Genomic DNA, 25,034 nt, shown 5'->3' on the forward strand with positions numbered 1-25,034 from the left:
TGGCGGGGGAAGTGATAGGATATGACCTCACGTATCTAGGGGGTGTCTGTAGGAAGCCCGGAGAGAGGTCTACTTCCGCTAAGTCTTTTTGTCCCCAGTGTTCTACTTATGGGAGGAATGTATCAGTAGCGGAGGAACACTGAAAACTTTGTATTTTTGTGGTACAAACATTATTACTACAAAGGGCGAAGTGACAGCTCAAAGGAGCCTCGTCCATCCAAGGAGAAGAAAAAGATATGTATCGTACTACTACCTGTGGCGCACTGCGCCTCAGCAACGTCGGGGAGCAGGTGACGCTCGCTGGTTGGGTTCAGAAGGCACGTCGTATGGGGGGGATGACCTTCATCGACCTAAGAGATAGATATGGGATCACACAGCTTGTCTTCAATGAGGCTGTTGTCGGGGAGGCACTTGTCGCCGAGGCCGAGAAGCTCGGACGTGAGTATGTGATCCAGATCGTGGGCACAGTCTCCGAGCGTGAGAACAAGAACCCAAAGCTCCCTACGGGCGATATTGAGATCGCCGTTAGCTCCCTTCGTATCCTCAACCCTTCGGAGGTGCCTCCCTTCACGATCGAGGATGATACCGATGGCGGGGATGACCTCAGGATGAAGTACCGATACCTAGACCTACGCCGTAGCTGTGTGAGGTCCAACCTCGAGCTACGTCACCGCTTTGCCCTAGCAGTACGTCGCTACCTCGATGCCGAAGGCTTCCTAGAGGTAGAGACCCCTGTACTCATCAAGTCCACCCCCGAGGGTGCTCGTGACTTCGTCGTCCCCTCGCGTATGAACTCCAACCAGTTCTACGCCCTACCACAGTCCCCTCAGACCTTCAAGCAGCTCCTCATGGTCAGTGGCTTCGACCGCTACTTCCAGATCGTGAAGTGCTTCCGTGATGAAGACCTACGTGCTGACCGCCAGCCTGAGTTCACACAGATCGACTGTGAGATGAGCTTCGTGGAGCAGGAGGATGTGCTCTCTATCTTTGAGGGCATGACACAGTACCTATTCAAGGAACTACTCGATCTGGATATTCCCGTACCCTTCCCTCGTATGAGCTGGCATGATGCGATGAAGCGCTACGGCTCTGATAAGCCCGATACACGCTTCGGCATGGAGTTCGTGGAAGTGAAGAATGTATTGCAGGGGCATGGCTTCTCGGTCTTCGATAACGCTGCCTATATCGGGGCGATCGTTGCACCAGGTGCTGCTAGCTATACCCGCAAGCAGCTGGATGCGCTCACGGACTTCGTGAAGCGTCCTCAGGTCGGGGCCTCGGGTATGGTCTATGCTCGTGTAGAGGCTGATGGTACGGTCAAGAGCAGTGTCGATAAGTTCTACACGCAGGAGACGCTCCAGAGCCTAGCCACAGAGACTGGTGCCAAGGCTGGTGACCTCATCCTCATCCTCTCGGGTGGTGATGCGATGAAGGTACGTAAGCAGCTCTCGGAGCTCCGACTAGAGATGGGCTCACAGCTAGGGCTGCGAGACAAGAAGAAGTTCTCCTGCCTCTGGGTGGTAGACTTCCCGCTCTTCGAGTGGGACGAGGAGACACAACGCTTCTACGCAATGCATCATCCCTTCACTTCGCCCAAGCCCGAGGATATTCCCCTACTGGATAGCGATCCAGGTGCAGTACGTGCCAATGCGTATGATATGGTCATCAACGGCGTAGAGGTCGGTGGTGGATCGATCCGTATCCACGACAGCAAGCTCCAGGCACGTATGTTTGACCTCCTTGGCTTCACGCCAGAGAAGGCTCAGGAGCAGTTCGGCTTCCTAATGAATGCCTTCAAGTATGGTGCCCCTCCCCACGGGGGCTTGGCTTATGGTCTCGACCGCTTCGTCTCGCTCTTTGCTGGGCTAGATAGCATCCGAGACTGTATCGCCTTCCCCAAGAACAATGCCGGGCGTGACGTGATGATCGATGCCCCCTCGCTTATTGACCAGGAGCAGCTCGATGAGCTCCATCTGCGTCTCACCCCTGCTACGAAGTAATTACCCACCCCTTAGTATACCGATTGCCGAATGATCTATCGTCTATTGATGCTCTCCGATGAGAATGACTACTTCAAGCGAGAGCTACAGATCGACTCCGAAGCCACGTTCCTCGAGCTGAATGATTTCATCCTCGATGCGGTAGGCTATGCCCATGATGAGCTGACTACCTTCCACATCTGCGACGAGGCCTGGCAGAAGGAGCAGGAGGTCACGATGATGGACATGGGGATGAGCTCCGAGTACGACAGCTACCTGATGGAGAGTACCCCACTAGAGGAGCTCCTTGATCACAAGGGGCAGCATCTCTTCTTCGTCTTCGATATGCTCTCCGAGCGAGGCTTCTTCATTGAGCTCGTAGAGATGATCCCGGGGAAGAGCTTGGACAAGCCCATCATCACGCATGCTGAGGGCAAGGCTCCTCAGCAACTCGCCTCCATAGATGTGGCCGCCTCTCGCTCTGTCGCTCCAGCCTCGGGCGAGGTGTGGGATGAGGATGGCCTAGAGGAGGACTCCATCGATGAGGGTGAGATCGACCTCGAGGGCTTCGATATCGCCGATGCAGAGAGCCTCTACTAGAGACCAGCGTCCCACGCTCATCGTACTCCTAGGCCCTACGGGCGTAGGGAAGACATCCCTAGGGGTGCAGCTCGCCCTCCAGCTAGGCTGTAGCATCCTCTCGGCGGACTCCCGACAGATCTATCGTGAGCTACCTATAGGCACAGCAGCCCCGACTCCAGAGGAGCGGGCTGCTGTGCCTCATTACTTCGTAGGGACACACAGTGTCACCGAGGGCTATAGCGCAGCCAGCTACGAGGCCGATGTGCTGTGTCTACTCGAGGGACTCTTTGTAGATCATCCCATCCAGCTCCTCTCGGGAGGCTCGATGATGTACATAGACGCTGTATGCCGGGGTATCGATGAGATACCTGATGTGGATCCTGCTATCCGCACGGAGGTCTGGCATCGCTATGAGATGCAGGGGCTAGCCCCTATTCTCTCCGAGCTGGAGCACCTTGACCCTAGGTACTATGCTACAGTAGATCATCAGAACTATAAGCGTGTCCTACACGGCTACGAGGTCTGCCTCTCGACGGGAAGGCCCTTCTCCTCCTTCCATACAGGGCAGGCGAAGCATCGTCCTTTCGATATGATCAAGATAGGCTTAACCCGAGAGCGTGAGGAGCTCTATGCCCGCATCGATGAGCGAGTACTCCAGATGATGTCGCTGGGGCTGGAGGCTGAGGCTCGTGCGGTCTATCCCCATCGTCACCTCAATGCGCTCAATACGGTGGGCTATAAGGAGCTCTTTGCCTACTTCGACGGCATGATCTCCCTCGAGGAGGCTATCCGTCTCATCCAGCGCAACAGCCGCCATTATGCCCGTAAGCAACTCACCTGGTGGAAGCGTGACCCCGAGGTGCACTGGTATCACCCCGAGGATATAGAGGGTATAGAGAATGCCCTCGGGAGACATGCCTACTTGTATAGGGGAGAGTGGGGCTAAGACTCCGTATCTCAGGCAGTGGTGTAAAAATGGAATGCCAATAAGTGGAGTCTAGTGGTCACTTTAGGGTGAAAGGAGGGGGAGACCTATGATTTTACGACAGAGAGGGAAAATAATTTGCTTAGGTGTACTTAATTCCTTAGCTTTGTGTCGCATATTTAGTAGATGCAATAGATTGTCGGCGTAGGACGGCCTTGATCACAGGTAACGGTGCTATCATAACCATACTCTCACAGTAGTGCTGAGGCTCGTGCCACAATGACACACATCAGATATATAAAGAACTATGGACGAACAGAAAGCGGTCAAAACGCTCAAAGACATCGTCATTCGATTCTCTGGAGACTCGGGTGATGGGATGCAATTGACGGGGACGATCTTCTCTGACCTTTCCGCCATGACGGGGAACACGATCTCTACCTTCCCCGACTTCCCAGCTGAAATTCGTGCACCCCAGGGTACCCTGAGTGGGGTCTCTGGCTATCAGGTGCAGATAGGCTCTCGTGCTGTACGTACCCCAGGGGAGCGTGCAGATATCCTCGTCGCTATGAACCCCGCCGCCCTGAAGGTGAGCGTAGGGCATCTGAAGAAGGAGTCGATCATCATCATTGATACCGACTCCTTTACTACGAACGACCTACGCAAGGCTGAGTACAAGACCGATGAACCCTTTGAGGAACTAGGCCTCAAGACCCAGCAGGTCATCCCTGCCCCTATCTCCTCGATCGTGAAGGAGGGGCTGAAGGACTTCGGACTAGATGCTAAGTCAGCCCTCCGATGCAAGAATATGTTTGCCCTCGGACTGATCTGCTGGCTCTGCGATCGCCCTCTGGGTCCTGCTGAGCAGTTCCTCGAGAGGAAGTTTGGCAAGAAGCCCCTCCTGCGGGACGCCAATATTGCCTCGCTCAACCATGGCTACGACTTCGGGCATAATACCCATGCCTCGGCGAGTATCTTCCGTATCGAGACGCAAAAGCCTACCCCAGGGCGCTATCTCGATATCAATGGGAACAAGGCTACGGCCTATGGGCTCATCGCTGCCGCTGAGCGCTCTGGACTAGAGCTCTTCCTCGGGAGCTACCCGATCACCCCAGCGACGGACATCCTCCACGAGCTAGCTAAGCACAAGGCTCTTGGGGTCAAGACCGTGCAGGCCGAGGATGAGATCGCAGGGATCTGTACGGCTATCGGTGCTGCCTTCGCTGGAGACCTGGCTGTGACGACGACCTCGGGCCCTGGGCTGGCACTAAAGGGCGAGGCTACAGGTCTGGCTGTGATGGCTGAGATCCCACTAGTGATCATAGATGTACAGCGAGGTGGTCCCTCGACGGGTCTCCCGACCAAGAGCGAGCAGACGGACCTCATGCAGGCTCTCTACGGGCGCAATGGTGAGGCCCCTATGCCAGTCGTCGCCGCTACGACCCCCGATACCTGCTTCCTCTATGCCTACTGGGCAGCCAAGATCGCCGTCGAGCATATGACTCCCGTCGTCCTACTCACGGACTCCTTCATCGCTAATGGCTCCTCGGCTTGGCGTATCCCTGACCTGAAGAGCCTCCCTGCGATCGAACCAAACTACGTCTCCAAGCTCCCCGAGGGGGTGACAGCAGAGAACTGGAAGCCCTACTATCGCAACGAGGAGACCAAGGTGCGCTACTGGGCTATCCCAGGGACTCCAGGCTTCGAGCACCGCTTAGGTGGACTGGAGAAGAACTATACGACGAGTGCCATCAGCACCGATGCTGCTAACCATGCACTCATGGTCAAGACTCGTCAGGAGAAGATAGACTATATCGCTAACTGTATCCCTCTACTCGAGGTCGAAGGCGATCAGGATGCCGAGCTCCTCGTCGTGGGCTGGGGTGGAACCTACGGGCACCTCTACGAGGCTACACACAAGGTACGTGAGCGTGGATACAAGATTGCCCATCTGCACTTCAGCTTCATCAATCCGCTCCCACGGAATACCGAGGAGCTCCTGCGCCGCTACAAGAAGGTCATCATCGCCGAGCAGAATAGTGGCCAGTTCGCCCGCTACCTACGTGGTATCATCTCTGACTTCCACCCACGGCAGTATAATGAAGTCACGGGTCAGCCCTTTGTGCTCTCCCATCTAGTAGAAGAATTCATTAACCTTATCGAGGAATAACAGCGATGGATACGAATGTTAGTGGCGTGAAGCTAGACGCCAAGAGCTTTAAGAGTGACCAATACGTACGCTGGTGTCCGGGCTGTGGAGACCACGGAGTGCTCGCCACGCTACAGAAGGCGATGGCAGACCTAGGTATCCCTACGGAGAAGACTGCGGTCATCTCGGGTATCGGATGCTCCTCCCGCCTGCCCTACTACGTGAATGCCTATGGCTTCCATACGATCCATGGTCGTGCAGCAGCGATCGCTACGGGGATGAAGACCGCCCGTCCAGACCTCTGCGTCTGGGTCGCTACCGGAGATGGTGATAGCCTCGCTATCGGGGGGAACCACTTCATCCATGCAGTCCGCCGAAATATTGACTTGAACTTTGTCCTTTTCAACAACCGTATCTACGGGCTCACGAAGGGGCAGTACTCGCCGACCTCGGCACGTGGCTTTGTCTCCAAGAGCTCGCCCTATGGTACGGTAGAGGATCCATTTATCCCCGCAGAGCTATGCTTTGGGGCACGAGGACGCTTCTTCGCTCGCTCGCTAGACGTCGATATGAAGCTCCTCGGGCAGTGTATGCTGGAGTGTGCTAAGCACAAGGGGGCTGCGATCGTCGAGGTGCTGGTGAACTGTGTGATCTTCAACGATGGTGTCCACAAGGGGGTCTCGCAGCGTGAGGTACGTGACGACCGCTCCGTCGTACTCCGACACGGCGAGAAGATGATCTTCGGTAAGGAGAAAAATAAGGGGATCGTCCTAGATGGTCTCCGGCTCAAGGCTGTAACGATCGGGGAGGATGGCTACACTCTGGATGATGTCCTCACCCATGATGCTCATGAGGCTGACCCCACCCTGCACACGATGCTCGCGATGATGGGGACGAGTGAGGAGAGTGATCTCCCTGTTGCCTTTGGGGTAATCCGAGATGTCGAGGGGATTAGCTACGATGAAGCCGTCGCCCAGCAAATCGAGGAAGTGAAGGCTCAGAAGCCTGGTATCCGCTCGCTCGAGGATGTACTCATGAAGGATCCCTACTGGGAAGTCAAGGCTGAAGATTAGCATAACATAGCTTGGCCTTACCCTACACGTCTAGGGTATCTGGGGCGCATTATAGTCTCGGCTATAGTGCGCCCCTTTTCTTAGGAGGCTCATATAGAGGAGTTAGGAGTAAGGGAGCTAGGCTGGTATGCATGTCCTCGGCCTATATAAGAGGGCTTTTTCGTATTTTTGAGTGTGTCAAGGCCTCCCTATCACAGAGCCAATAAAGGCGAGATCAGGGACGTTGTACACATATAGACTGCCACATGGAGCATCATACAGAGAGCGATGGAGACGATTAGACAGATATTTAGGATAGGGCGAGGCCCGAGTAGTAGCCATACGATGGGGCCACGGCGAGCTGCTGAGCAGTTTGTCGCTCGCTGTCCCTCTGCCTCTAGCTACGAGGTGACTCTCTATGGTAGCCTCGCAGCTACGGGGAAGGGACACATGACAGATGTGGCTATCCTAGAGACACTCACACCGATAGCTCCTACAGAGATCATTTGGAAGCCCGATATTGTTCTCCCCTTCCATCCCAATGGTATGGAGTTCAAGGCTTATGGTGCTGATGGTCGTATCCTCGATACCTACACGGTCTATAGTATAGGTGGTGGGACGCTTGCCAACGAAGACTTCAACGAACAGCACTCCGCCGAGATCTATCCCCAGCACAGGATCCTGGACATCATGCACGTCCTACACGAGCAGGATATGACCTACTGGGAGTATGTGGAGCACTATGAGGGCGAGGATATCTGGGACTTCCTGGCTGAGATCTGGGAGGTCATGAAGGAGGCTGTCCACTCAGGCCTTCAGGCTGAGGGTGTACTCCCGGGGGGCCTTGGTCTCCGGCGCAAGGCTGCGACCTACAAGGTCAAGGCTGAGGGCTATGGCTCTGCCAGTATCAAGAATAGAGGCCTAGTCTATGCCTACGCTCTCGCAGTCAGCGAGCACAATGCCTCGGGCGGGCGTGTCGTTACTGCACCTACCTGTGGGAGCTGTGGCGTCGTCCCTGCGGTGCTCTACCACCTCAAGATGAGTCGGGACTTCCCTGATCGTAGTATCCTGAGGGCTCTAGCTACTGCTGGACTCTTCGCCAATGTTGTCCGGACCAATGCCTCTATCTCGGGGGCTGAGGTTGGGTGTCAGGGTGAGATCGGGGTGGCGTGTGCTATGGGGGCAGCAGCAGCTAGCCAGCTCTTCGGTGGCTCTAATCTACAGATCGAGTACTCGGCAGAGATGGCACTAGAGCATCACCTAGGGCTGACCTGTGACCCTGTATGTGGTCTGGTGCAGATACCTTGTATTGAGCGCAATGCCTTCGCGGCGGCTCGTGCACTAGATGCGAATACCTATGGTACGTTCAGTGATGGACGTCATCGTGTGAGCTTCGACCAAGTCGTGGAGGTGATGCGCAAGACTGGGCATGACCTGCCAAGTCTCTATCGTGAGACCTCCACAGGAGGATTAGCCACAGAGTACTCCCTGAAGACGCCACCCCACCCATGGTAGGGACGGGTAGCCTTCAGCCCTATCTATCTTCTCTGTATCAGACTATGTATCTCAGTAGATTTCTCTGCCGTATACTCACCTTTCTACTCTTCCTCTCTGGGGGCAGTGTGGGGCTTCTCGGCCAGGTCACCACTCATACGGAGCCAACTATAGAAGGCGATACGCTCGTAGAGGTGGTCCTCCCCCCCGTGAATGTCTATGCGGATCGGAGCGTGCGCCCCATGACTCCAGAGGAGCGACAGCAGCTCTGGCGACTCATACGTGATGTGAAGGTCACCTATCCCTATGCCAAGTATGTCGCAGCGACGATCATCGAGACCTATGAATACATGGAGACACTCCCAGAGAAGAGCCGAGAGGCGCACCTCAAGCTGGTCGAGAAAGATCTAAAGCGTGAGATGACTCCCAAGATGAAGAACCTTACCCTGCGTCAGGGCAAGATCCTCATCAAGCTCATCCACCGCCAGTGTGGGATGACTGGCTATGAGCTCCTAAAGACCTTCCTCGGGGGCTTCAAGGCTTGGACCTGGCAGCTCTTTGCTCGAGTCACTGGAGCTAGCCTCAAGTCCCCCTATGACCCACTCCACAACCAGGAGGATGCCACGATCGAGCGTATCATCCATCTCTATGAGCAGCGCCGGCTCTAGCAACCTAAGACTCATCCGATACCCTTGATACTAACTATATAGACCCGACCCCATCGAAGACTCTCCCCATGATGAAGTTCCCTACTCGCCTCCTATCTCTCGCTCTACTCCTATTCTCTGCTCTATCCGTCTGTGCGGCCTCCCGCCGCACTGCCCCGATCCGTGTAGCCTGTATCGGCAATAGCATTACCTATGGCTATCTACTCAAGAATCGTGAGCATGAGGCCTACCCCGTAGTCCTTCAGCAACTCTTGGGTTCTGGCTATCAAGTGGGCAACTTTGGGAAGTCTGGAGCTACGCTTCTTGCCCGTGGTCATCGGCCTTACATCCAGCAGGAAGAGTATCAGAAGGCTCTAGACTATCGAGCTGATATAGCTGTGATCCACCTTGGGGTCAATGATACCGATCCCCGCAACTGGCCTAACTATCGGGATGAGTTTGTCCCCGACTATCACCGCCTCATCGAGGCTCTACGTGAGGCCAACCCCAAGGTACGTATCCTCATCGCACGTACGACACCTATCGGTGTGGAGCATCCACGCTTCGAGTCTGGTACACGAGACTGGCAGGATCAGATACAGAAGGCTATCGAGCAGGTCGCAAAGGGGGCTGATGTACAGCTTATAGACCTGCATGCACCACTCTATCCCTATCCCCACTATCTACCCGATGCTGTTCACCCAACGGCTGCGGGGGTACGGATCATAGCTCGGGAGGTCTATGGTGCGATCACAGGGGACTATGGGGGGCTGACCCTCCCTGAGATACTCTCCTCGGGCATGGTTCTGCAGCGCCGAAGGCCTCTGGAGCTAGAGGGGAGGGCTAATGCCCTAGAGTATGTCTCCCTAACATTCGGCGGATCCACCTACACGACTAGAGCAGGTAAGGATGGACGATGGAGTATCATCCTCCCTCCTCAGGAAGCGGGAGGCCCTTACCGCATTAGCCTCGAGGCAAGGTCACGTAGCTATCAGCTAGACTCAGTCTATATAGGTGAGGTATGGCTCTGCTCGGGGCAGTCCAATATGGCGATGATGCTACGAGAGACTGCGGATCGTGATCTGGCTGATAGCGCATACGATCCTGAGCTACGAGTCTTCGATATGAAGCCTGCTCATACGACCGATGCTGTCAGCTGGCCTGTCTCCTTCCTGGACTCACTCAATAGACTGGAATACTACCTCCCCACTCAATGGCGAGGGGTGACTCCCGAGATAGCTCGCTCGACCTCGGCCATAGCCTATCAGTTCGCTCGGGAGCTACGAGATAGTCTACAGGTACCAGTGGGAATTATCATCAATGCGGTCGGTGGAGCACCTACCGAGGCTTGGATCGATCGTTATACGCTGGAGCATGAGTTCCCACAGATCCTTCGCCACTGGCGTACGAATGACTTCATTATGCCGTGGGTGCGTGAGCGTGCTGCGCTCAATGTGAAGCTCCAGGATACTCCACTCACTCGTCATCCCTATGCTCCTACCTACCTCTTTGACACGGGGATAAGACCCTTGGCTCGCTTTCCTATCCAGGGGATACTCTGGTACCAAGGGGAGTCTAATGCCCACAACATAGAGGCGCATGCACGTCTCTTCCCCCTACTTGTGACGAGTTGGAGGCAGGTCTTTAGCTTCAATATCCCCTTCTATTACGTACAGCTCTCCTCTATGAATCGCCCTTCCTGGCCGCACTTCCGTGAAAGCCAGCGTAGGCTCATGCGCTCTGCCGAAGGGCTAGAGATGGTCGTCTCCTCGGATCATGGTATGCCTAATGATGTACATCCACGAAATAAGCGCCCGATAGCTCACCGCCTGGCACTGCTAGCACTGCATAATGAATATGGCTATAGCACCCTGACCCATAGGAGCCCATGGCTAAAGGCATTATACAGGGAGGACAATAAGCTGATCCTACTCTTCGGGGGGACAGAGGAGCTGAAGACCTCTGATGGCCAGGAGCTGAGGGGCTTTGAGCTCATCGGAGAGGATGGTCTCAGCTATCCTATGCCCCCCGTTAAGCTCCGTGATGCTCGTGTCATCATCTCGCTACCCCGCCGGATAAGCTCACAGAAGCTCCAGATACGTTATGCCTGGGAGCCCTATACCGATGCCAATCTCGTCGGGCATACGGGGCTACCCGTCTCCACCTTCTCCATCTGCGAAGGTTACTTACCCTAAGTCTCAACGAAATGAAGATGAAGCTCCATTCTCTATTCCTCTCCCTCTTCGTAGCCATCCTCCTCGGCTCTTGTAGCTCACAGCCCAAGGGCTCTCGTCTCGTGATTCAGCTAGACTCACCCTCAGGAGGCGACACACTAGCTCTCGTGACTTATATAGGGCCGGATGTCCAGATCACAGATACGCTGACGAACTTCGATACCCGCCTCGAACTCTACCTAGATACGGCGCGCTTCCACTCGGTACTTGTCTCTCATGACGAGGGGCGGCGTGTACGCCTCTTTGACCTGATAGGTAAGGAGTGGCGGGAGCAAATCGCTCCAGCCCCCACCAAAGTTCATCCCTTGACCTCCGCTCCTCTCTTCTCAGGGAAGGATGCCTCGGGCAAGCAACGAGAGCTCTCGGATCTCTATCATCGTCGCTCGGTGATGCTCGTCTTTGCCTCCCCCGAGGGACTTTCCTCGCTGACGAAGCAGGAGCAGACGAGCCTTAGAGCTGGAGCTAAGCCAGACAGCCTCTACTTTGTCTTCATGATGCCGACCCTCTCGGATAGTACGGCACGCTCCCAGCTGAGACGAGATAGTCTGGAGGGGATCGCTTTCTCTGATAGCCTTGGGCTCGTGAGTCGTGTCCGACAGCTCTACGGGGTACAGGGGCAGGCTGGCGTCGTCCGCTTTCGTATCGATAGTCTAGGGAAGATTAGATAGTCCCAGCTGCGGGCACAGAAACCACGAATATACACACTATGCTTATCAAGACATACGCCGCTGCGCTACAGAGTATACAGGCACGAACGGTCACAGTAGAGGTCAACTGTACACCAGGCTCTTACTTCCAGCTCGTGGGGCTACCCGATGCTGCTATCAAGGAGAGCCAGGATCGTATCATCTCCGCTATCGAGAGCTGTGGCTATAAGTTCCCCGGCAAGCGTATCGTGATCAATATGAGCCCTGCAGACCTGCGTAAGGAAGGGGCAGCCTATGACCTCCCGCTTGCCATCGGGCTCTTGGCCGCTGATGGGCAGATCCCTGCTGATCTGCTAGATCGTTACCTGATTATGGGGGAGCTCTCGCTTGATGGGAGTGTACGTGCTATACGAGGGGCATTGCCTATCGCCATACAGGCTCGTAGCGAGGGCTTCGAGGGTTTTATCCTCCCTGCCCCCAACGCTCGGGAAGCCGCTGTGGTGAACCAACTCAAGGTCTACGCTGCACGCACCCTACGAGAGGTCATCGATATGCTCTCGGGACAGTCTCAGCTCCCACTGGTGGAGGTCGATACCCGGTGCGAGTTCTACGAGGCTCAGGGGGGAAGCCCCTTCGACTTCGCTGAGGTACGAGGCCAAGAGACGGTCAAGCGTGCCCTAGAGGTAGCTGCGGCTGGGGGGCACAATCTCCTGATGATCGGTGCCCCTGGTAGTGGCAAGTCGATGATGGCCAAGCGTCTGTCTGGTATCCTCCCTCCCTTCACTCTACGTGAGTCCCTAGAGACAACGAAGATTTACTCCGTAGCGGGGAAGCTGGGCAAGGACGTGACCTTGCTGACTACTCGCCCTTTCCGGGCTCCTCATCATTCTATCTCTCCCGCAGCTCTAGTCGGTGGGGGGAGCTCGCCTCAACCTGGGGAGATAAGTCTAGCACACAATGGGGTGCTCTTCCTCGATGAGCTCCCAGAGTTCAACCGCAACGTGCTAGAGGTCATGCGCCAGCCCCTAGAGGAGCGAATGGTCACGGTCGCACGGTCGCGCTTCACTGTGGACTACCCTGCGAGCTTTATGCTGATCGCTGCAATGAACCCTTGTCCCTGTGGCTACTACAATCATCCTACTCGTCACTGTGAGTGTACCCCGCAGCAGGTGCAACGCTACCTCGGGAAGGTCTCCGGTCCACTCCTAGATCGTATAGATATCCAGGTGGAGATCACCCCCGTACCCTTCGAGAAGCTCTCAGGCCAAGAGCCTGCAGAGTGTAGTGCCGATATTCGTCGACGTGTGATGGCTGCTCGGGAGCTCCAAAACCAGCGCTTCGCTTGTACCCCAGGGGTATACTGCAATGCCCAGATGACTCCAGCGCTGATGCAGACCTTCGCCCGCCCTGATGCCGAGGGGCTGATTCGCCTTCGGACGGCTATGGAGCGACTAGATCTGTCGGCTCGTGCCTACGACCGCATACTGAAGGTTGCCCGTACCATAGCTGACTTAGCAGGGGAGGAGTCTATCCACAAGGAGCACATCGCCGAGGCTATCCATTATCGCAGTCTAGACCGTAGCTCTTGGGGACAGAAGTAATCCCCCTAATATCCACTCTGTACTATCCTTACAAATAGTCTCAGCCCCTAAGCTAGTACGTGCTTGCTTAGGGGCTGAGACTATTTTTGTGGGGCAAGGGTCTTTGCTTGCCCTCCCTATGACTAGAAGGGTAGGGCGAGGAGAGATCGGATCTTATCCAGTAGAGGGAAGAAGATCGCTTCCCATAGTATCTTACGAACCTGGTCGATGAGAATGCTCCCGATGAAGACCACGATGAGGAAGCCTAAGAGGTAGACGAGGAACGTCCCCGTAGGGTAGAGGCTTAGCTGCCGTACAAAGGCAATGAAATGGTGGATGAGATGCTCATTGCAGTGAATGAGATATACGGCTAGTACGGAGGAGGCTACCCAATTGATTAAGTGGCTCCGTATCTTCAGTCGAGAGAAGGTGATGAAGAGACATACAGCCCCGATGATATTCAGAGGCGAGCTATAGGCAAGGGTGAGGGCCGTGATTGTCCCATTATTACCTAGGTTCCTCGGAGCAGAGGGGAATAGTAAAGGTAGGGTAGAGGCTAGATAGGGAATGAGGGCATTCAGGAGGGCTATACCTAAATAGATCCCTAGGTATAGGCTCGTCTTCCCCTTTGTGGCGAAGGTCTCTGGATATAGATATATATATTGTCCGATTAGATAGAGCAGGATGAAGGAGAAGAGCGAATAGCCTGCACTGACCTTGAGATGATCTACCCCCCAGCCGAAGATACTCTGCATCAGCAATAGGGCTATAATGACCCCCAGTAAATTCTTCTCACCCGTCTGGGCGACGAAGGTGTTGAGGATGGGGGAGAGTAGCATGAGCCCTATGTATACGGAGATAAACCAGCCACCGCTCGGATCTAAGGGGGAGAGACATCGGGCAAAGTGTGCGCCCGAGAAGACTTCCCAACCGATTGCTACCAAAACGAGGTAGACCCCCATAATATAGAAGAAGGACTGGAAGAGTAGCCCCATAAAGCGATCTGCCCGTAGACGTATCCCGAAGTAACCTGAGATAAGTACAAAGGTATTGACCGCTACGACGGCGATTGTCTCCAGCCACGTCCTGAGGAAGGCAGAGACGGGGTTCGCTGCGATCTCCTGAGTGCTAGGAAAGCCAAAGCTGAGGCAGTCAGCATGTAGGATGAGGATGAAGATCATAGCCACGATCCTCAGAAGCTCGAAGCCTGACTGTCGCCCCTCTCTCTGTGGGAGAACTATGGATATAGAGCTATATGTATCGTCTGACATAGGTGACATTTATAATGCCTCTGTGGTCATGAGAGGCTCATGAGGAGTCGGTACATACTCCTGCATCCTCTATCTGCTATACTAGGCCCTCTCACCCCCTATGTGACTGCACGGAGCGTAGGATAGCAGTCTCTAGACTAGGGATGGAGTGCTGGACTAATGAAGTATCGTGCTCGGAACTCAGAGGGGGTGCACCCCTCGAGCCGACGGAAGAATTGCGAGAAGAAGGAATGAGAGGCAAAGTGTAGCTCGTCTGCGATCTGCTGGATGGAGAGATTGGAACTCGTGAGGTACATCTTCGCTGTAGAGAGGAGTAGGCTATTGATGCTCTGGACGGCTGTCTCCCCTCCATACTCCTTGCATACCGACCCTAGGTAGCGTATGGAGATACAGAGCTCACGCGCATAGAACTCGGCAGCGTGCTCCCGATGGAAATTCTTGAAGAGGAGATCTAGGAACTCAGCGTAGTAGACCTTGCGTCGGGAGAAGTGTGTCGGGTCATACTCTACGTCCTCTTCGTAGTGGGCAAAGACTTCGCAGGTAGCAGCTGATAGGAGGTGCTGGAGGATCTCGATGTTGTACTTCGTCCGCTCCCGACGAGCTACCTCGCCGATGAGGATAAGGATCTGGATGAAGCTCTCGACACGATCAGGACGGAGTGTGAAGCAGGGATAGAAGAGGATCTTCTTGATGAGCTCTGGACTGGGATACTTCCTTCGGACACCTACGTCAAGGTCATTATTCCACGTAAAGAGGTAGGCCTCGCTACCTGACTGACGATCCTGTATGTGGAAGGACTGATTGATGAAGATTATGCAGGCATCCCGATCACGGAGCTGATAGGTCTCTTGGCCGACTTGTAGAGTGAATGAGCCCTGTGTGCAGACGAAGAAGCGGGTGTACTGGTAGGCTCCCATCATGTAGAGGTATGGGGAGAAGTCCTGTAGCTCCTCGGTAATGTGCAGGTAATTGAGGTGCAGATGGTCGGGGACGTGGGAGGTAGGCATAGCGTGCAGTATGAGTCAGGGAGGATGGGGGATGAGGTAGCGCGGTGAGGTATTAGTCTTTGGTGTGTTCTCGATAGCCGTTGTAGCGTGTCATGACCTGCTCGACGTAGCGGATGACGCCTTTGCCTCGGAGGTAGCCAGCCCGGCAGACTGGATCGTTGTAGTATTTGGCCTCGCTCTTTAGGCGCAGTGTCTCCTCGATGCCTCCAGACCATTTCGTCGTAGAGTAGCCATACTTCTGTGCCAGTCGGATGGCATCCTGCAGGTGAGCGGGCCCTGCATTGTAGGCTGCGAGCGTCACCGAGATACGATCCTCACCCTCGGGGATAGACTGGAACATCTTCTCTATACTACGGATACAGTCCACGGCGACACGTACAGAGACCGAGGGGTCGAGGAGCTGCTCCTTGCTCGCTCCGTAGATCTGTCCTGTACGGGGCATGATCCCCATGAGTCCTCGGGCTCCAGACCATCCGATGATCTGGGGCTTGAAGTTAGACTCCTGGTAGGCAATGGAGGCCAGCAGTTGCCAAGGCCACTTGAGGCGTGATGCTTCCCTCCGAAAGATCTCGTCGTAGGGGGATATCTCCCCCTCGTGGAGGTAGCTACGTTCGCCACGTCCGATCTTGCCTCCCCGAGGAAGGCGCTCTGTGGGGGGACGAGGTTGGTCTGTAGTCGTGTCTTCGCTCTTGTTGAGCTCGAAGTACTTGCGGTAGATGGTCTTGAAGGCTTTCTCCTGTGGGATGTCCTTCGCCCATTCATCTAGGGCCTTTGCCAAGCCCTCATTGTAGGGAGAGGTGAACCAGCGTAGACGCTGTGCGAAGCCTACCTCTACGGAGATGTCGATGTTGGGGTAGTAGGTCTTGGCGAGGCGTGCCAGCTCTTGGTCGGCAATGGTGTAGTCGATCACCCCGTCTGCGACTTGGTCGATGAGATCTTCGCTATCGAGGGTGTCGGAGGGAAGAAGCTTGATATTGATCGTACCCCCTAGTTGCTCCTGTAGACGCTGGATGCGCTCCTCGGCACGAGAGCCTGCCAGTAGAGTCACTGTCCGATCGAGGAGTCCCGTCACATCACGCACGTACCGAGCTGTATCCTCGCGGTGCACGACCCGACGCTGTACGAGCGTGAGCCCAGAGAGCTCCTCTGGACCCGTGAAGAGGAGTTCCTCCTTGCTGGACTGAGTGACAGCCCTCGGGGTGATACAGAGGTCCATCTGGCGGGTACGTACGAGTCGCTCGGCTTCGTCTAGGTCGTGTGCTAGGTAGAGTTTCATAGGACGACGTATCCGCTCAGCGAAGAGACGGACGAGCTCGTACTGGTATCCCATCGGCTCGTCACGGTAGACGAAGTAGGTCGTGGCTCCAGAGAGTGTCACTACTCGTAGCGTATCGGGTAGCTTGGTACGTGCGATACGATCAGCCTCGGCTGCCTCTGTATGTCGGCGATGAGTCAGCAGTATGCTCGAGATGAGAGCAAGTAGAAGCCCAGCGACCACCAGTAGGGTCGTTGGGCTAAGTCTCTTTGGTAGTCTCATAGAGTGCAGGGATAGGGTCGAGGACTAGTGCTGCTGGCGGATGAGCTGCACGACATTCTCGATATGGTGTGTATGGGGGAACATATCTACGGCACGAGACTTCGTGACACGATAGTCTCCCGTAGCTGTCAGTAGCTGTAGATCACGAGCCTGCGTACCGGGATTGCAGCTCACGTAGACGATACGCTGAGGGGCTGCTCTGAGGATCGTGGAAATGACCTCCTCGTGCATCCCTGCCCGTGGAGGGTCTGTGATGATCACATCGGGGTGTCCGTGCTGCAGGATGAAGTCTTCGGTCAAGATGTCCTTCATGTCGCCAGCGTAGAATAGGGTATTGTCTATGCCATTGACCTCACTATTGATCTTGGCATCGACGATCGCCTCGGGCACGTATTCGATACCGATGACAGAGGCGGCCTGACGAGCGACGAAGTTAGCGATCGTGCCTGTCCCCGTATAGAGGTCATAGACATGCTCCGCTCCCGTGAGCTCGGCGAAGTCACGAGCGACCTTGTATAGCTCGTAGGCCTGCTCGCTATTGGTCTGGTAGAAGGACTTCGGGCCTATGCGGAAGGTGAGCCCCTCCATCTGCTCCTCGATATAGTCACAACCTGCATAGCAGTGGATCTCCTGGTCGGTGATGGTGTCATTACACTTGCCATTGATGACGTAGAGGAGGGAGGTGATCTCGGGGAAACGTGCCTTGACGGCATCGAGTAGTGCCTCTCGAGCCTCTTGGTCTTCACGGAAGAAGACTACGACGAGCATGATCTCTCCCGTAGAGGTCGTGCGCATCATCAGAGTGCGCATGAAGCCCTCCTGCTTACGTAGGTCGAAGAAGGGGTACTTCTCGGGCTCAGCCTTGCAGTAGTCTCGGATGAAGAGACGGATGTCATCTAATACCTTTGCCCCCAGATGACACTGGTCTATATCTAGCACCTTGTCAAACATCCCCGGTAGGTGGAAGCCTAGTCCGGTGAGGTCTAGGCTCTCTGAGTCGGTCTGCCCCTTAAGCTCGTCGGGGAAGAGCCAGCGACGGTGACTGAAGGTGAATTCCAACTTGTTGCGGTATCGCTCCGTACGCTTTGATCCGAGGATGGGGAGGTAGCGCTCTACCTCGATCTTGCCGATACGCTTTAGAGCATCCTGCACGACTTGCTCCTTGGCCTCTAGCTGGAGCGAGTAGGGGAGATGCTGCCACTTACACCCACCACATATAGTGAAGTGGGAGCAGTGAGGGGTGACACGCTGAGTCGAAGGGGTGATGATCTCTGTGATCTTTCCCTCCATGAAACTACTTTTCTTCTTCGTGACCTGTATGTTACATACGTCACCAGGTGCAGCAAAGGGGACAAAGAGCACCAGCCCATCTACATGGGTGAGCGCCTTGCCCTCGCCAGCTAGTCCCTCGATCGATATCCCTTCTAGTAGGGGTAGTTCCTTCCTCTTTCGTGCCAATGCTTGTTCGTGTAAACCATTTAATAATAAGACGCCCCATAGCCCTTCTGACCTAAGAGGTGAGGGGGCTATGGGGCGTATAGAATGTCTTGTTAGCTTAGGTAAGAGCTGATGAGCTGCTTGTACTCGTCTGCTAGAGCGGTAGCTTCCTCGGCCGAGGGAGCCTCGGTGTAGATGCGTATGATGGGCTCGGTATTGCTACGACGTACGTGTACCCAGCGGTCGGCGAAGTCGATCTTCACCCCATCGATGAGGTTGATCTCCCCCTTGGCCTGCTCCTCCCGAGCTAGGCGATCAAGGAGGCTCTGTGGATCGATGCCAGCGGTGAGCTCTACACGTTGCTTGCTCATGTAGTAGCTGGGATAGGTAGCACGGAGCTCGCTGACGGAGCGACCACTCTTGGCGAGCATGGTTAGGAAGAGGGCTATACCGACTAGTGCGTCACGACCATAGTGGAGCTCGGGATAGATGACCCCACCATTCCCCTCCCCTCCGATGAGGGCATTGACCTTCTTCATCTTCGTCACTACATTCACTTCGCCTACGGCTGCTGCGTAGTATGAGCCTCCGTGACGTAGGGTGACATCTCGTAGGGCACGTGTGGAGCTGAGGTTCGATACGGTGTTGCCTCCACCGTTTAGGCTCAGGAGGTAGTCGGCGATCGATACGAGCGTGTATTCCTCTCCGAAGAATGCTCCATGCTCGTCTACGATAGCTAGGCGATCGACGTCTGGGTCTACGACGAAGCCGACGTCGGCGGAGGTCCTACGTACCTCTTCACAGATAGCAGTGAGGTGCTCGGGTAGGGGCTCGGGGTTGTGGGCGAAGTCTCCCGTCGGCTCATCGAAGAGCCCGTGTACCTGCTCCACACCAAGGGCCTTGAAGAGGGCAGGCAGTGCTATACCCCCAACAGAGTTTACGCTGTCAAAGGCTACTCGGAAGCCTGCCTTGCGGATGGCCTCAGCATCTACACCTCGTGCACAGAGGACTGCCTGGATGTGCTCCTCTAGGTAGCTCTTCTGCTCGATGACTCGACCAAGCTGGTCGACGGGCGCAAAGTCAATATCCATCGTCTCCGCTAGGCGAAGGATCTCCTTGCCCTCAGCGTCACTTAGGAATTCACCTCGGTTGTTCAGGAGCTTCAGTGCGTTCCACTGCTTGGGGTTGTGGCTAGCGGTGAGGATGAGGCCTCCGTCAGCCTTCTTCCCTGCGACGGCCATCTCCGTGGTCGGTGTGGTCGCTAGGTCGATGTCGATGACGTCACAGCCCATCCCGAGGAGGGTACCGATCACGATGTTCTTGACCATGATCCCCGAGAGGCGGGCATCACGTCCTACGACGATGGTGGGGCGCTCCTTGCCTGAGTGCTTTCGTATGAAGGTGGCATAGGCTGCGGTGAACTGAGCCGTACTGATCGGATTGAGTCCCTCCGAAGCGGCTCCACCGATCGTGCCTCGGATGCCAGAGATGGATTTGATGAGTGTCATGTATGGTGTACTTGTCTATGCGTATGGTGACAGTCTACTGGTAGATGTATCGGGCTTCCTCTACGAAGATCGAGTTCCCCTCGGTGTAGGAGGCGGTAGGGCCTAGCTCGAAGGGAATGATGAGCTGTACACGAGCCCCGCTCCCTAGGAGAGAGGCTGGGAAGGCAACTCCCTCGCAGAGCAGCTGGTCGAGTGAGTCCGAGAAGCCCCCACTACTGATCGCACGGTAGTGTTCCGCCCCTACATTATAATAGGAGACGTAGAGGAACTTGAGCTCGCCGTAGCGAGGGTTGTTCAGTGAGTTGAACGTATAGCGTACCCCCTTGCTCTCGTTGAATACTCGCCCCTTCATCTGGACGAGGACACGGGTCTTCTCTGCGACTGCCTTCGCCTTCTGATCTCCTGCGTCGAGTACACGCATATAGAGCCCGTTAGAGAGGCGGTAGAAGACGCTCTTATCGATCTCCTCGGGTAGGAGCTCATTGTCTCGGCTGATGACCCGGAAGCCCTCAGACGAGATGAGACGGTCTATGGCTCGGCGCTGCTCCTTCTTGAGCTGGGAGAGGGGCTTGATGTCACTCTTCTTCTTACAGCTCCCGAATAGCAGTGGCAGGATCAGGAGCAGTGCGAGGGTACGATAGTTGAGTATTCTGTTCATTATTGGATGTCTGTAGGTGCCTAAGGGAGTGACTTGCGTCGTAGCTCCTCTAGCTGGCAAAGATAGATATTTTTAGCGTCTTCGATACTTCCTTGGTACTCTGCCCCAGCGGCATTGAGGTGTCCACCTCCGCCGAAGGCTAGAGAGGCCAGTTCGTTCACGGGGAAGTCCCCCGTGGAGCGGAAGGAGAGCTTGATCTGCGTCTTATCCTCTCTGATGAAGCAAGAGCAGTGAATGCCCTCGATGGATAGGGGGATGTTCACCAAGCCCTCGGTATCTCCCTTGGTAGCTCCGAACCGCTGGAGCTCCTCTTGGGTCAGGGTCAGACAGGCTGCTCCGAGCTCGGGGTAGAGCTCCATACGCTGGTCGAGGACATAGCCCTGTAGGCGGATCTGTGCCTCGGGGTTGTGGTAGGAGAGGCGATCGATGATGAGTGGGTAGTCTGCCCCTAGGGCTAGCAGTGCAGAGGTCGTCTCAAATAGCTCCGGGGAGAGGTGGCTGTACATGAAGCGCCCTGTGTCGGTGATGATCCCCACTAGGAGAAGTGTCGCGGTCTCCGCCGTGATATGCTCTGTCCATCCGAGGGCTTGGGCAAGGAGATAGATGAGCTCACAGGTCGCCGAGGCCTCGGGGTAGCTGAAGCATGGGCTACAGCCCTCCTCGGGGTCGAGATGATGGTCGATGAGGATGCGTCGTGCGCCACTCTCTCGCACAGCCTCTACGAGGGCTGGGTAACGGAGGCGTCCTACCTCGTTGTGATCTAGGTGGAAGATGAGCTCTGCCCCCATGATTAGCTCTAGGGCACGTCCCTCCTCCTCGGGGAAGATAACGAGCTCCTCTAGGGCAGGGAGCCAGCTGAGATAGTTCTCGATCCTATCGGGGCTGATAGCGTGTATCTCTGCCTCGGGATGTACAGCACGCAGGATACGTACCCAGCCAAGGATTGACCCGAGGGCATCCCCATCAGGACTAGTATGGGGGAGTACGACGATGCGCCTATGCTCGGCGAGGAGCTGGCGTAGTCGCTCTAGGGCGGAGGTATCCCAGTTGTATTTGCCCATGTATTGTATTCTATTCTATGTCTTATCTAATTCGTCTCACCCTACGGCCTCGTTATCCAGCCTTTTCCTCTAGCTCCAGCTGCCTGAGGACGAGCTCATCGAGCTCCTCTACGATCTGACCTATACGCTGTGAGGTCGCTAGGAGCTCTGTGTGCTCTAGTGTACCCGAGCTCAGGGTCGCCTCTAGCGAGGCCTTCTCTTGCTCTAACGCAGCGATACGCCCTTCTAGTCCCTCTAGCTCTCTCTTCTCTGCATAGGTGAGCTTGGGAGGGCGAGGAGTGCTGTGTCGCTTGGGCTCTGTCGAGGGAGTCGCTCGGCTGGCCTCTAGGCGAGCCTGCTCCTCTTCCTGTGCAGCTTGCCAAGCTCTATATAAGGTATAGTTGCCGGGGAAGTCTCGTACCTTGCCCTCCCCCTCGAAGCAGAGGAGGTGCTCGGTGACCTTATCCATGAAGAAGCGGTCGTGCGAGACGATGAGTACACAGCCGGAGAAGTCTTGTAGGTACTCCTCCAGGGCTTGGAGGGTCAGGATGTCTAGGTCGTTGGTAGGCTCGTCGAGCACGAGGAAGTTCGGGGCACTGACGAGTACGGTACATAGGTATAGCCTGCGTAGCTCTCCTCCGCTAAGCTTCTCTACGGGTGTGTATTGACGCTCTACGGGGAAGAGGAAGCGGGTGAGGAGCTGTGTGGCAGAGATATGCTCGGTGTTAGTCCCAGTAGGTAGGGTGAAGGAGTCTGCTATATCCTGCACGATGTCGATGACACGCTTCTCTGGGGCAAAGGCAGGCTGCTCCTGGCTATAGTAGCCGAAGCGTATCGTCTCCCCGATGTCGAAGTGTCCGCTGTCAGGGGCAACCTCCCCGAGGAGCATACGTAGGAAGGTGGTCTTGCCCACACCATTGGCGCCAACGATGCCGACCTTGTCTCGCCGACTGAATATGTAGCTGAAGTCCTCTAGGATGACCTTGTCCCCAAATCGCTTCGAGACATGCTCGGCCTCGAAGATCTTCTTCCCTATGTGTCCTGCTTGTGCTCCCCCTAGCTCCACACGTCCCGTACGCTGTAGAGCTTGGGTACGCTGCTCGAGCTCATGGAAGGCATCGATCCTATACTGTGCCTTCGTCCCCCGAGCCTGAGGCTGTCGGCGCATCCAGTCGAGCTCACGACGATAGAGATTGAGCGCTCGCTCTCGGGTAGCCTCCTGCTGGTCGTGTCGCTCCTGTCGCTTCTGGAGGTAGTAGTCATAGTTCCCCTTGTAGCGATAGAGACTACCATTATCTAGCTCGATGATGTGATTGCACACTCGGTCTAGGAAGTAGCGGTCGTGCGTCACCAGGAGGAGTCCCATCGTGGAGCGAGCGAGGTAATTCTCTAGCCACTCGATGCTCTTGAGGTCAAGGTGGTTCGTCGGCTCATCGAGGAATAGGAGGTCTGGCTGTCCAATGAGAGTGCCCGCTAGGGCGACGCGCTTGGCCTCGCCCCCAGAGAGTCGCTCGATAGGACGCTTGTAGTCGTGGATGCCGAGGGCGCCAAGGATCTCCTTAGCACGCTGCTCGTAGTCCCATGCCCCTAGAGCCTCCATCTCGGGTAGTAGATGCTCCATCGCCTCGCTGTCCCCCTCGGATACTGCATACTCCCACTGTAGGGTAAGGCGAGCCACAGGGTCATACTGGCTGAAGCAAGCCTCTAGGATCGTCTTGTCCTTGGGGAGGTCGGGTAGCTGGGGGAGGAAGGCTCGGCGTAGGTCTCGCTCATAGGTGACGCTCCCCGTATCCTGAGGCTCTAGCCCTAGGAGGATACGCATGAGGGTGGACTTCCCTGTGCCGTTGGGGGCGATGAGCCCCACCTTCTGCCCTCGGTCGATGGCGAAGGAGACCTCGGAGAAGAGGACTCTGTCCCCATAGCTCTTAGCCAGACGCTCTACCTGTAGCATACGGTACTAGCGTAGGAGAGTAGAGTCTCGTCGTCCCTGCCAGTGACTCGCCACCTCGGGTAGGCGGCCTGCGCCTAGATAGCGGGAGGTATAGTAGGGGCTATCGTTGTAGCTCTCGATGACGATGCCTCGGCTACAGCTACTATGCATCATCTTGATCTGCCCGTTCTCATTGCTCACCACCATGGCCACATGACCGACACGACTCTGTCCTCGGTTGCGTCCCTTGAAGAAGAGTAGGTCGCCTGGCTGTGGATCCTTGATCTTGTCTGCGTAGACGGCGATAGCACCCGAGGAACGGGGGATCTTGATCCCCTCTAGGGAATAGATATAGCTGACGAAGCCCGAGCAGTCTAGTGGCCACTTGGCGATACCCGTGGTACGGTAGCGATGCCCTAGGAGCTTCTGTCCATGATCCACTACAGTGCGGATGAGGCTCGGGGTACTTGCGGTGAGGGTGATGGGCTTGTAGGAGTAGCCTCGGCCACTCGTGCCGTGTCTGGAGGATTCGGTAGCACAGGCTGAGGCTGTCGTCTTGGCTCGCTTGCTCTTGGAGCGGTGCTTGCGGTGTGTCGATTTCTTTTTTCTGGAGGCTGGTGCGGGGGCGGCTTGGCTGTCGTCTGTAGCTTGGTCGTACAGAGCGAAGGTAGGGGAGGCGAGTTGGTCGCTACTGTCTCGGTAGTCCGATCGGGCTACGGCCTTGGCACCGCAGGCCGTCGTTGCGAATAGAGCGACTGCGATCAGGGTCGCAGTGTAGGGTCTCTGGAGTTGTTTCATCCTGTCGTTGTCTTTATACTAGGCAGGTAATGCCCCATCTCTGGGGTGACCATGTATATCAAAGTAATGTACGTGGCACAAATATACTACATTCTCGTGGGACTGCCTCCCTTCATAGAGGGCTTCGAGACTAGAAGTATAGCATCTTCGTCCCCCCTTCGTTCTGTATAGTATTCCTCAGAGTATGGTCTCATACGACATCGCTATAGTGTCGTTGGGGCTCGACCTTGAGGGGGCTTATATGCTGTCTGTCCATAGCGAGGGGCTCCATCTCCATGTTATCCCGACATCGTAGGCTCATACACACCTACCCCTATTAGAGCCCTGAGGGGGGCTGAATGTGACCTCCTCCACTGGGGGGCAGAGGAAAATTTCCCTGTGTAATGTCCTCTGTATCAAATATACCTGAGGGGCGAAAACGCTCTTACCGAGAGCCCTGATACGCTCTCGGTAAGAGCGTCCTCGTCACCTTACATAGGTGACGAGGACGCTCATTATAGGAGCGCAGAGGCGTACATAGTATGGTCGTTTTATCCCTCTCGGAGCATCCTGTTATGGG

General features: G+C 55.6%; 19 protein-coding genes. 10 read left to right on the top strand and 9 right to left on the bottom strand.

The window, feature by feature from the left end:
• Positions 1-236 precede the first annotated feature (236 nt).
• The 10 genes from aspS (at position 237) to QZ170_RS02050 (ending at position 13,310) form a co-directional block, all read left to right on the top strand.
• Positions 237-2,000, top strand: coding sequence for an aspartate--tRNA ligase (gene aspS, locus QZ170_RS02005; protein ID WP_297176352.1), 1,764 nt, complete (start codon positions 237-239; stop codon positions 1,998-2,000).
• 30 nt (positions 2,001-2,030) lie between these two features.
• A complete protein-coding gene (locus QZ170_RS02010; protein ID WP_297176354.1) occupies positions 2,031-2,579 on the top strand; it encodes a hypothetical protein in 549 nt (182 codons plus the stop codon).
• Positions 2,560-3,507 carry a tRNA (adenosine(37)-N6)-dimethylallyltransferase MiaA gene (miaA, locus tag QZ170_RS02015; protein WP_297176356.1) on the top strand — a complete coding sequence of 316 codons (948 nt, stop codon included), beginning with the start codon at positions 2,560-2,562 and terminating at the stop codon, positions 3,505-3,507. Before QZ170_RS02010 ends, miaA begins: the two co-directional genes overlap by 20 nt.
• A 286-nt stretch (positions 3,508-3,793) precedes the next feature.
• Entirely contained in the window at positions 3,794-5,656 is a 1,863-nt protein-coding gene (locus QZ170_RS02020; RefSeq protein WP_297176359.1) for a 2-oxoacid:acceptor oxidoreductase subunit alpha, read from the top strand.
• Positions 5,657-5,661: 5 nt separating this feature from the next.
• Positions 5,662-6,708 carry a 2-oxoacid:ferredoxin oxidoreductase subunit beta gene (locus tag QZ170_RS02025; protein WP_297176361.1) on the top strand — a complete coding sequence of 349 codons (1,047 nt, stop codon included), beginning with the start codon at positions 5,662-5,664 and terminating at the stop codon, positions 6,706-6,708.
• A 267-nt stretch (positions 6,709-6,975) separates the two neighbouring features.
• Positions 6,976-8,202, top strand: coding sequence for an L-serine ammonia-lyase, iron-sulfur-dependent, subunit alpha (locus tag QZ170_RS02030; RefSeq protein ID WP_297176363.1), 1,227 nt, complete (start codon positions 6,976-6,978; stop codon positions 8,200-8,202).
• 44 nt (positions 8,203-8,246) lie between these two features.
• Positions 8,247-8,849: a DUF4294 domain-containing protein gene (locus QZ170_RS02035; protein WP_297176365.1), complete on the top strand. Its 603-nt coding sequence runs from the start codon at positions 8,247-8,249 to the stop codon at positions 8,847-8,849.
• Positions 8,850-8,917: 68 nt separating this feature from the next.
• Complete coding sequence (locus QZ170_RS02040; RefSeq protein WP_297176367.1) at positions 8,918-11,023, top strand: GDSL-type esterase/lipase family protein; 2,106 nt, start codon at positions 8,918-8,920, stop codon at positions 11,021-11,023.
• A 17-nt stretch (positions 11,024-11,040) separates the two neighbouring features.
• Positions 11,041-11,730, top strand: a complete 690-nt coding sequence (locus QZ170_RS02045; RefSeq protein WP_297176369.1) for a hypothetical protein — start codon at positions 11,041-11,043, stop codon at positions 11,728-11,730.
• A 38-nt stretch (positions 11,731-11,768) separates the two neighbouring features.
• Positions 11,769-13,310 carry a YifB family Mg chelatase-like AAA ATPase gene (locus QZ170_RS02050; protein ID WP_297176371.1) on the top strand — a complete coding sequence of 514 codons (1,542 nt, stop codon included), beginning with the start codon at positions 11,769-11,771 and terminating at the stop codon, positions 13,308-13,310.
• 122 nt (positions 13,311-13,432) lie between these two features.
• Here QZ170_RS02050 and QZ170_RS02055 read toward each other — a convergent pair whose 3' ends face one another.
• The 9 genes from QZ170_RS02055 to QZ170_RS02095 all read right to left on the bottom strand — a co-directional run bounded on the left by QZ170_RS02055 (position 13,433) and on the right by QZ170_RS02095 (position 24,475).
• Positions 13,433-14,560, bottom strand: coding sequence for an acyltransferase family protein (locus QZ170_RS02055; RefSeq protein ID WP_297176372.1), 1,128 nt, complete (start codon positions 14,558-14,560; stop codon positions 13,433-13,435).
• A 137-nt stretch (positions 14,561-14,697) separates the two neighbouring features.
• The gene (locus tag QZ170_RS02060) at positions 14,698-15,567 is read right to left on the bottom strand and encodes a helix-turn-helix transcriptional regulator (RefSeq protein WP_297176374.1); all 870 of its coding nucleotides are present in this window, start codon (positions 15,565-15,567) and stop codon (positions 14,698-14,700) included.
• A gap of 52 nt (positions 15,568-15,619) precedes the next feature.
• The gene (locus QZ170_RS02065) at positions 15,620-17,104 is read right to left on the bottom strand and encodes a transglycosylase SLT domain-containing protein (RefSeq protein ID WP_297176376.1); all 1,485 of its coding nucleotides are present in this window, start codon (positions 17,102-17,104) and stop codon (positions 15,620-15,622) included.
• A gap of 24 nt (positions 17,105-17,128) precedes the next feature.
• Positions 17,129-18,562, bottom strand: a complete 1,434-nt coding sequence (gene rlmD, locus QZ170_RS02070) for a 23S rRNA (uracil(1939)-C(5))-methyltransferase RlmD (RefSeq protein ID WP_297176378.1) — start codon at positions 18,560-18,562, stop codon at positions 17,129-17,131.
• A gap of 92 nt (positions 18,563-18,654) precedes the next feature.
• Positions 18,655-20,049 (bottom strand): phosphoglucosamine mutase, encoded by a 1,395-nt coding sequence (gene glmM / locus QZ170_RS02075; RefSeq protein ID WP_297176380.1) that lies wholly within the window; start codon positions 20,047-20,049, stop codon positions 18,655-18,657.
• A 34-nt stretch (positions 20,050-20,083) separates the two neighbouring features.
• Positions 20,084-20,707 carry a DUF4827 family protein gene (locus QZ170_RS02080; protein ID WP_297176382.1) on the bottom strand — a complete coding sequence of 208 codons (624 nt, stop codon included), beginning with the start codon at positions 20,705-20,707 and terminating at the stop codon, positions 20,084-20,086.
• 20 nt (positions 20,708-20,727) lie between these two features.
• On the bottom strand, positions 20,728-21,768 hold the full coding sequence (locus QZ170_RS02085) for a bifunctional oligoribonuclease/PAP phosphatase NrnA (RefSeq protein WP_297176384.1): 1,041 nt from the start codon (positions 21,766-21,768) through the stop codon (positions 20,728-20,730).
• Between the two features lie 52 nt (positions 21,769-21,820).
• Positions 21,821-23,698: an ABC-F family ATP-binding cassette domain-containing protein gene (locus tag QZ170_RS02090; RefSeq protein WP_297176386.1), complete on the bottom strand. Its 1,878-nt coding sequence runs from the start codon at positions 23,696-23,698 to the stop codon at positions 21,821-21,823.
• Positions 23,699-23,704: 6 nt separating this feature from the next.
• Positions 23,705-24,475 (bottom strand): C40 family peptidase, encoded by a 771-nt coding sequence (locus QZ170_RS02095; protein ID WP_297176388.1) that lies wholly within the window; start codon positions 24,473-24,475, stop codon positions 23,705-23,707.
• Positions 24,476-25,034 lie beyond the last annotated feature (559 nt).

This window comes from uncultured Porphyromonas sp., from assembly GCF_905372525.1.
Lineage (GTDB): Bacteria > Bacteroidota > Bacteroidia > Bacteroidales > Porphyromonadaceae > Porphyromonas.

Excerpts from the sequence above, each read along its gene's own strand:
- aspS (WP_297176352.1), top strand. The coding sequence starts at position 237 with ATGTATCGTACTACTACCTGTGGCGCACTGCGCCTCAGCAACGTCGGG.
- QZ170_RS02010 (WP_297176354.1), top strand. The coding sequence starts at position 2,031 with ATGATCTATCGTCTATTGATGCTCTCCGATGAGAATGACTACTTCAAG.
- miaA (WP_297176356.1), top strand. The coding sequence starts at position 2,560 with ATGCAGAGAGCCTCTACTAGAGACCAGCGTCCCACGCTCATCGTACTC.
- QZ170_RS02020 (WP_297176359.1), top strand. The coding sequence starts at position 3,794 with ATGGACGAACAGAAAGCGGTCAAAACGCTCAAAGACATCGTCATTCGA.
- QZ170_RS02025 (WP_297176361.1), top strand. The coding sequence starts at position 5,662 with ATGGATACGAATGTTAGTGGCGTGAAGCTAGACGCCAAGAGCTTTAAG.
- QZ170_RS02030 (WP_297176363.1), top strand. The coding sequence starts at position 6,976 with ATGGAGACGATTAGACAGATATTTAGGATAGGGCGAGGCCCGAGTAGT.
- QZ170_RS02035 (WP_297176365.1), top strand. The coding sequence starts at position 8,247 with ATGTATCTCAGTAGATTTCTCTGCCGTATACTCACCTTTCTACTCTTC.
- QZ170_RS02040 (WP_297176367.1), top strand. The coding sequence starts at position 8,918 with ATGATGAAGTTCCCTACTCGCCTCCTATCTCTCGCTCTACTCCTATTC.
- QZ170_RS02045 (WP_297176369.1), top strand. The coding sequence starts at position 11,041 with ATGAAGCTCCATTCTCTATTCCTCTCCCTCTTCGTAGCCATCCTCCTC.
- QZ170_RS02050 (WP_297176371.1), top strand. The coding sequence starts at position 11,769 with ATGCTTATCAAGACATACGCCGCTGCGCTACAGAGTATACAGGCACGA.
- QZ170_RS02055 (WP_297176372.1), bottom strand. The coding sequence starts at position 14,560 with ATGTCAGACGATACATATAGCTCTATATCCATAGTTCTCCCACAGAGA.
- QZ170_RS02060 (WP_297176374.1), bottom strand. The coding sequence starts at position 15,567 with ATGCCTACCTCCCACGTCCCCGACCATCTGCACCTCAATTACCTGCAC.
- QZ170_RS02065 (WP_297176376.1), bottom strand. The coding sequence starts at position 17,104 with ATGAGACTACCAAAGAGACTTAGCCCAACGACCCTACTGGTGGTCGCT.
- glmM (WP_297176380.1), bottom strand. The coding sequence starts at position 20,049 with ATGACACTCATCAAATCCATCTCTGGCATCCGAGGCACGATCGGTGGA.
- QZ170_RS02080 (WP_297176382.1), bottom strand. The coding sequence starts at position 20,707 with ATGAACAGAATACTCAACTATCGTACCCTCGCACTGCTCCTGATCCTG.
- QZ170_RS02085 (WP_297176384.1), bottom strand. The coding sequence starts at position 21,768 with ATGGGCAAATACAACTGGGATACCTCCGCCCTAGAGCGACTACGCCAG.
- QZ170_RS02090 (WP_297176386.1), bottom strand. The coding sequence starts at position 23,698 with ATGCTACAGGTAGAGCGTCTGGCTAAGAGCTATGGGGACAGAGTCCTC.
- QZ170_RS02095 (WP_297176388.1), bottom strand. The coding sequence starts at position 24,475 with ATGAAACAACTCCAGAGACCCTACACTGCGACCCTGATCGCAGTCGCT.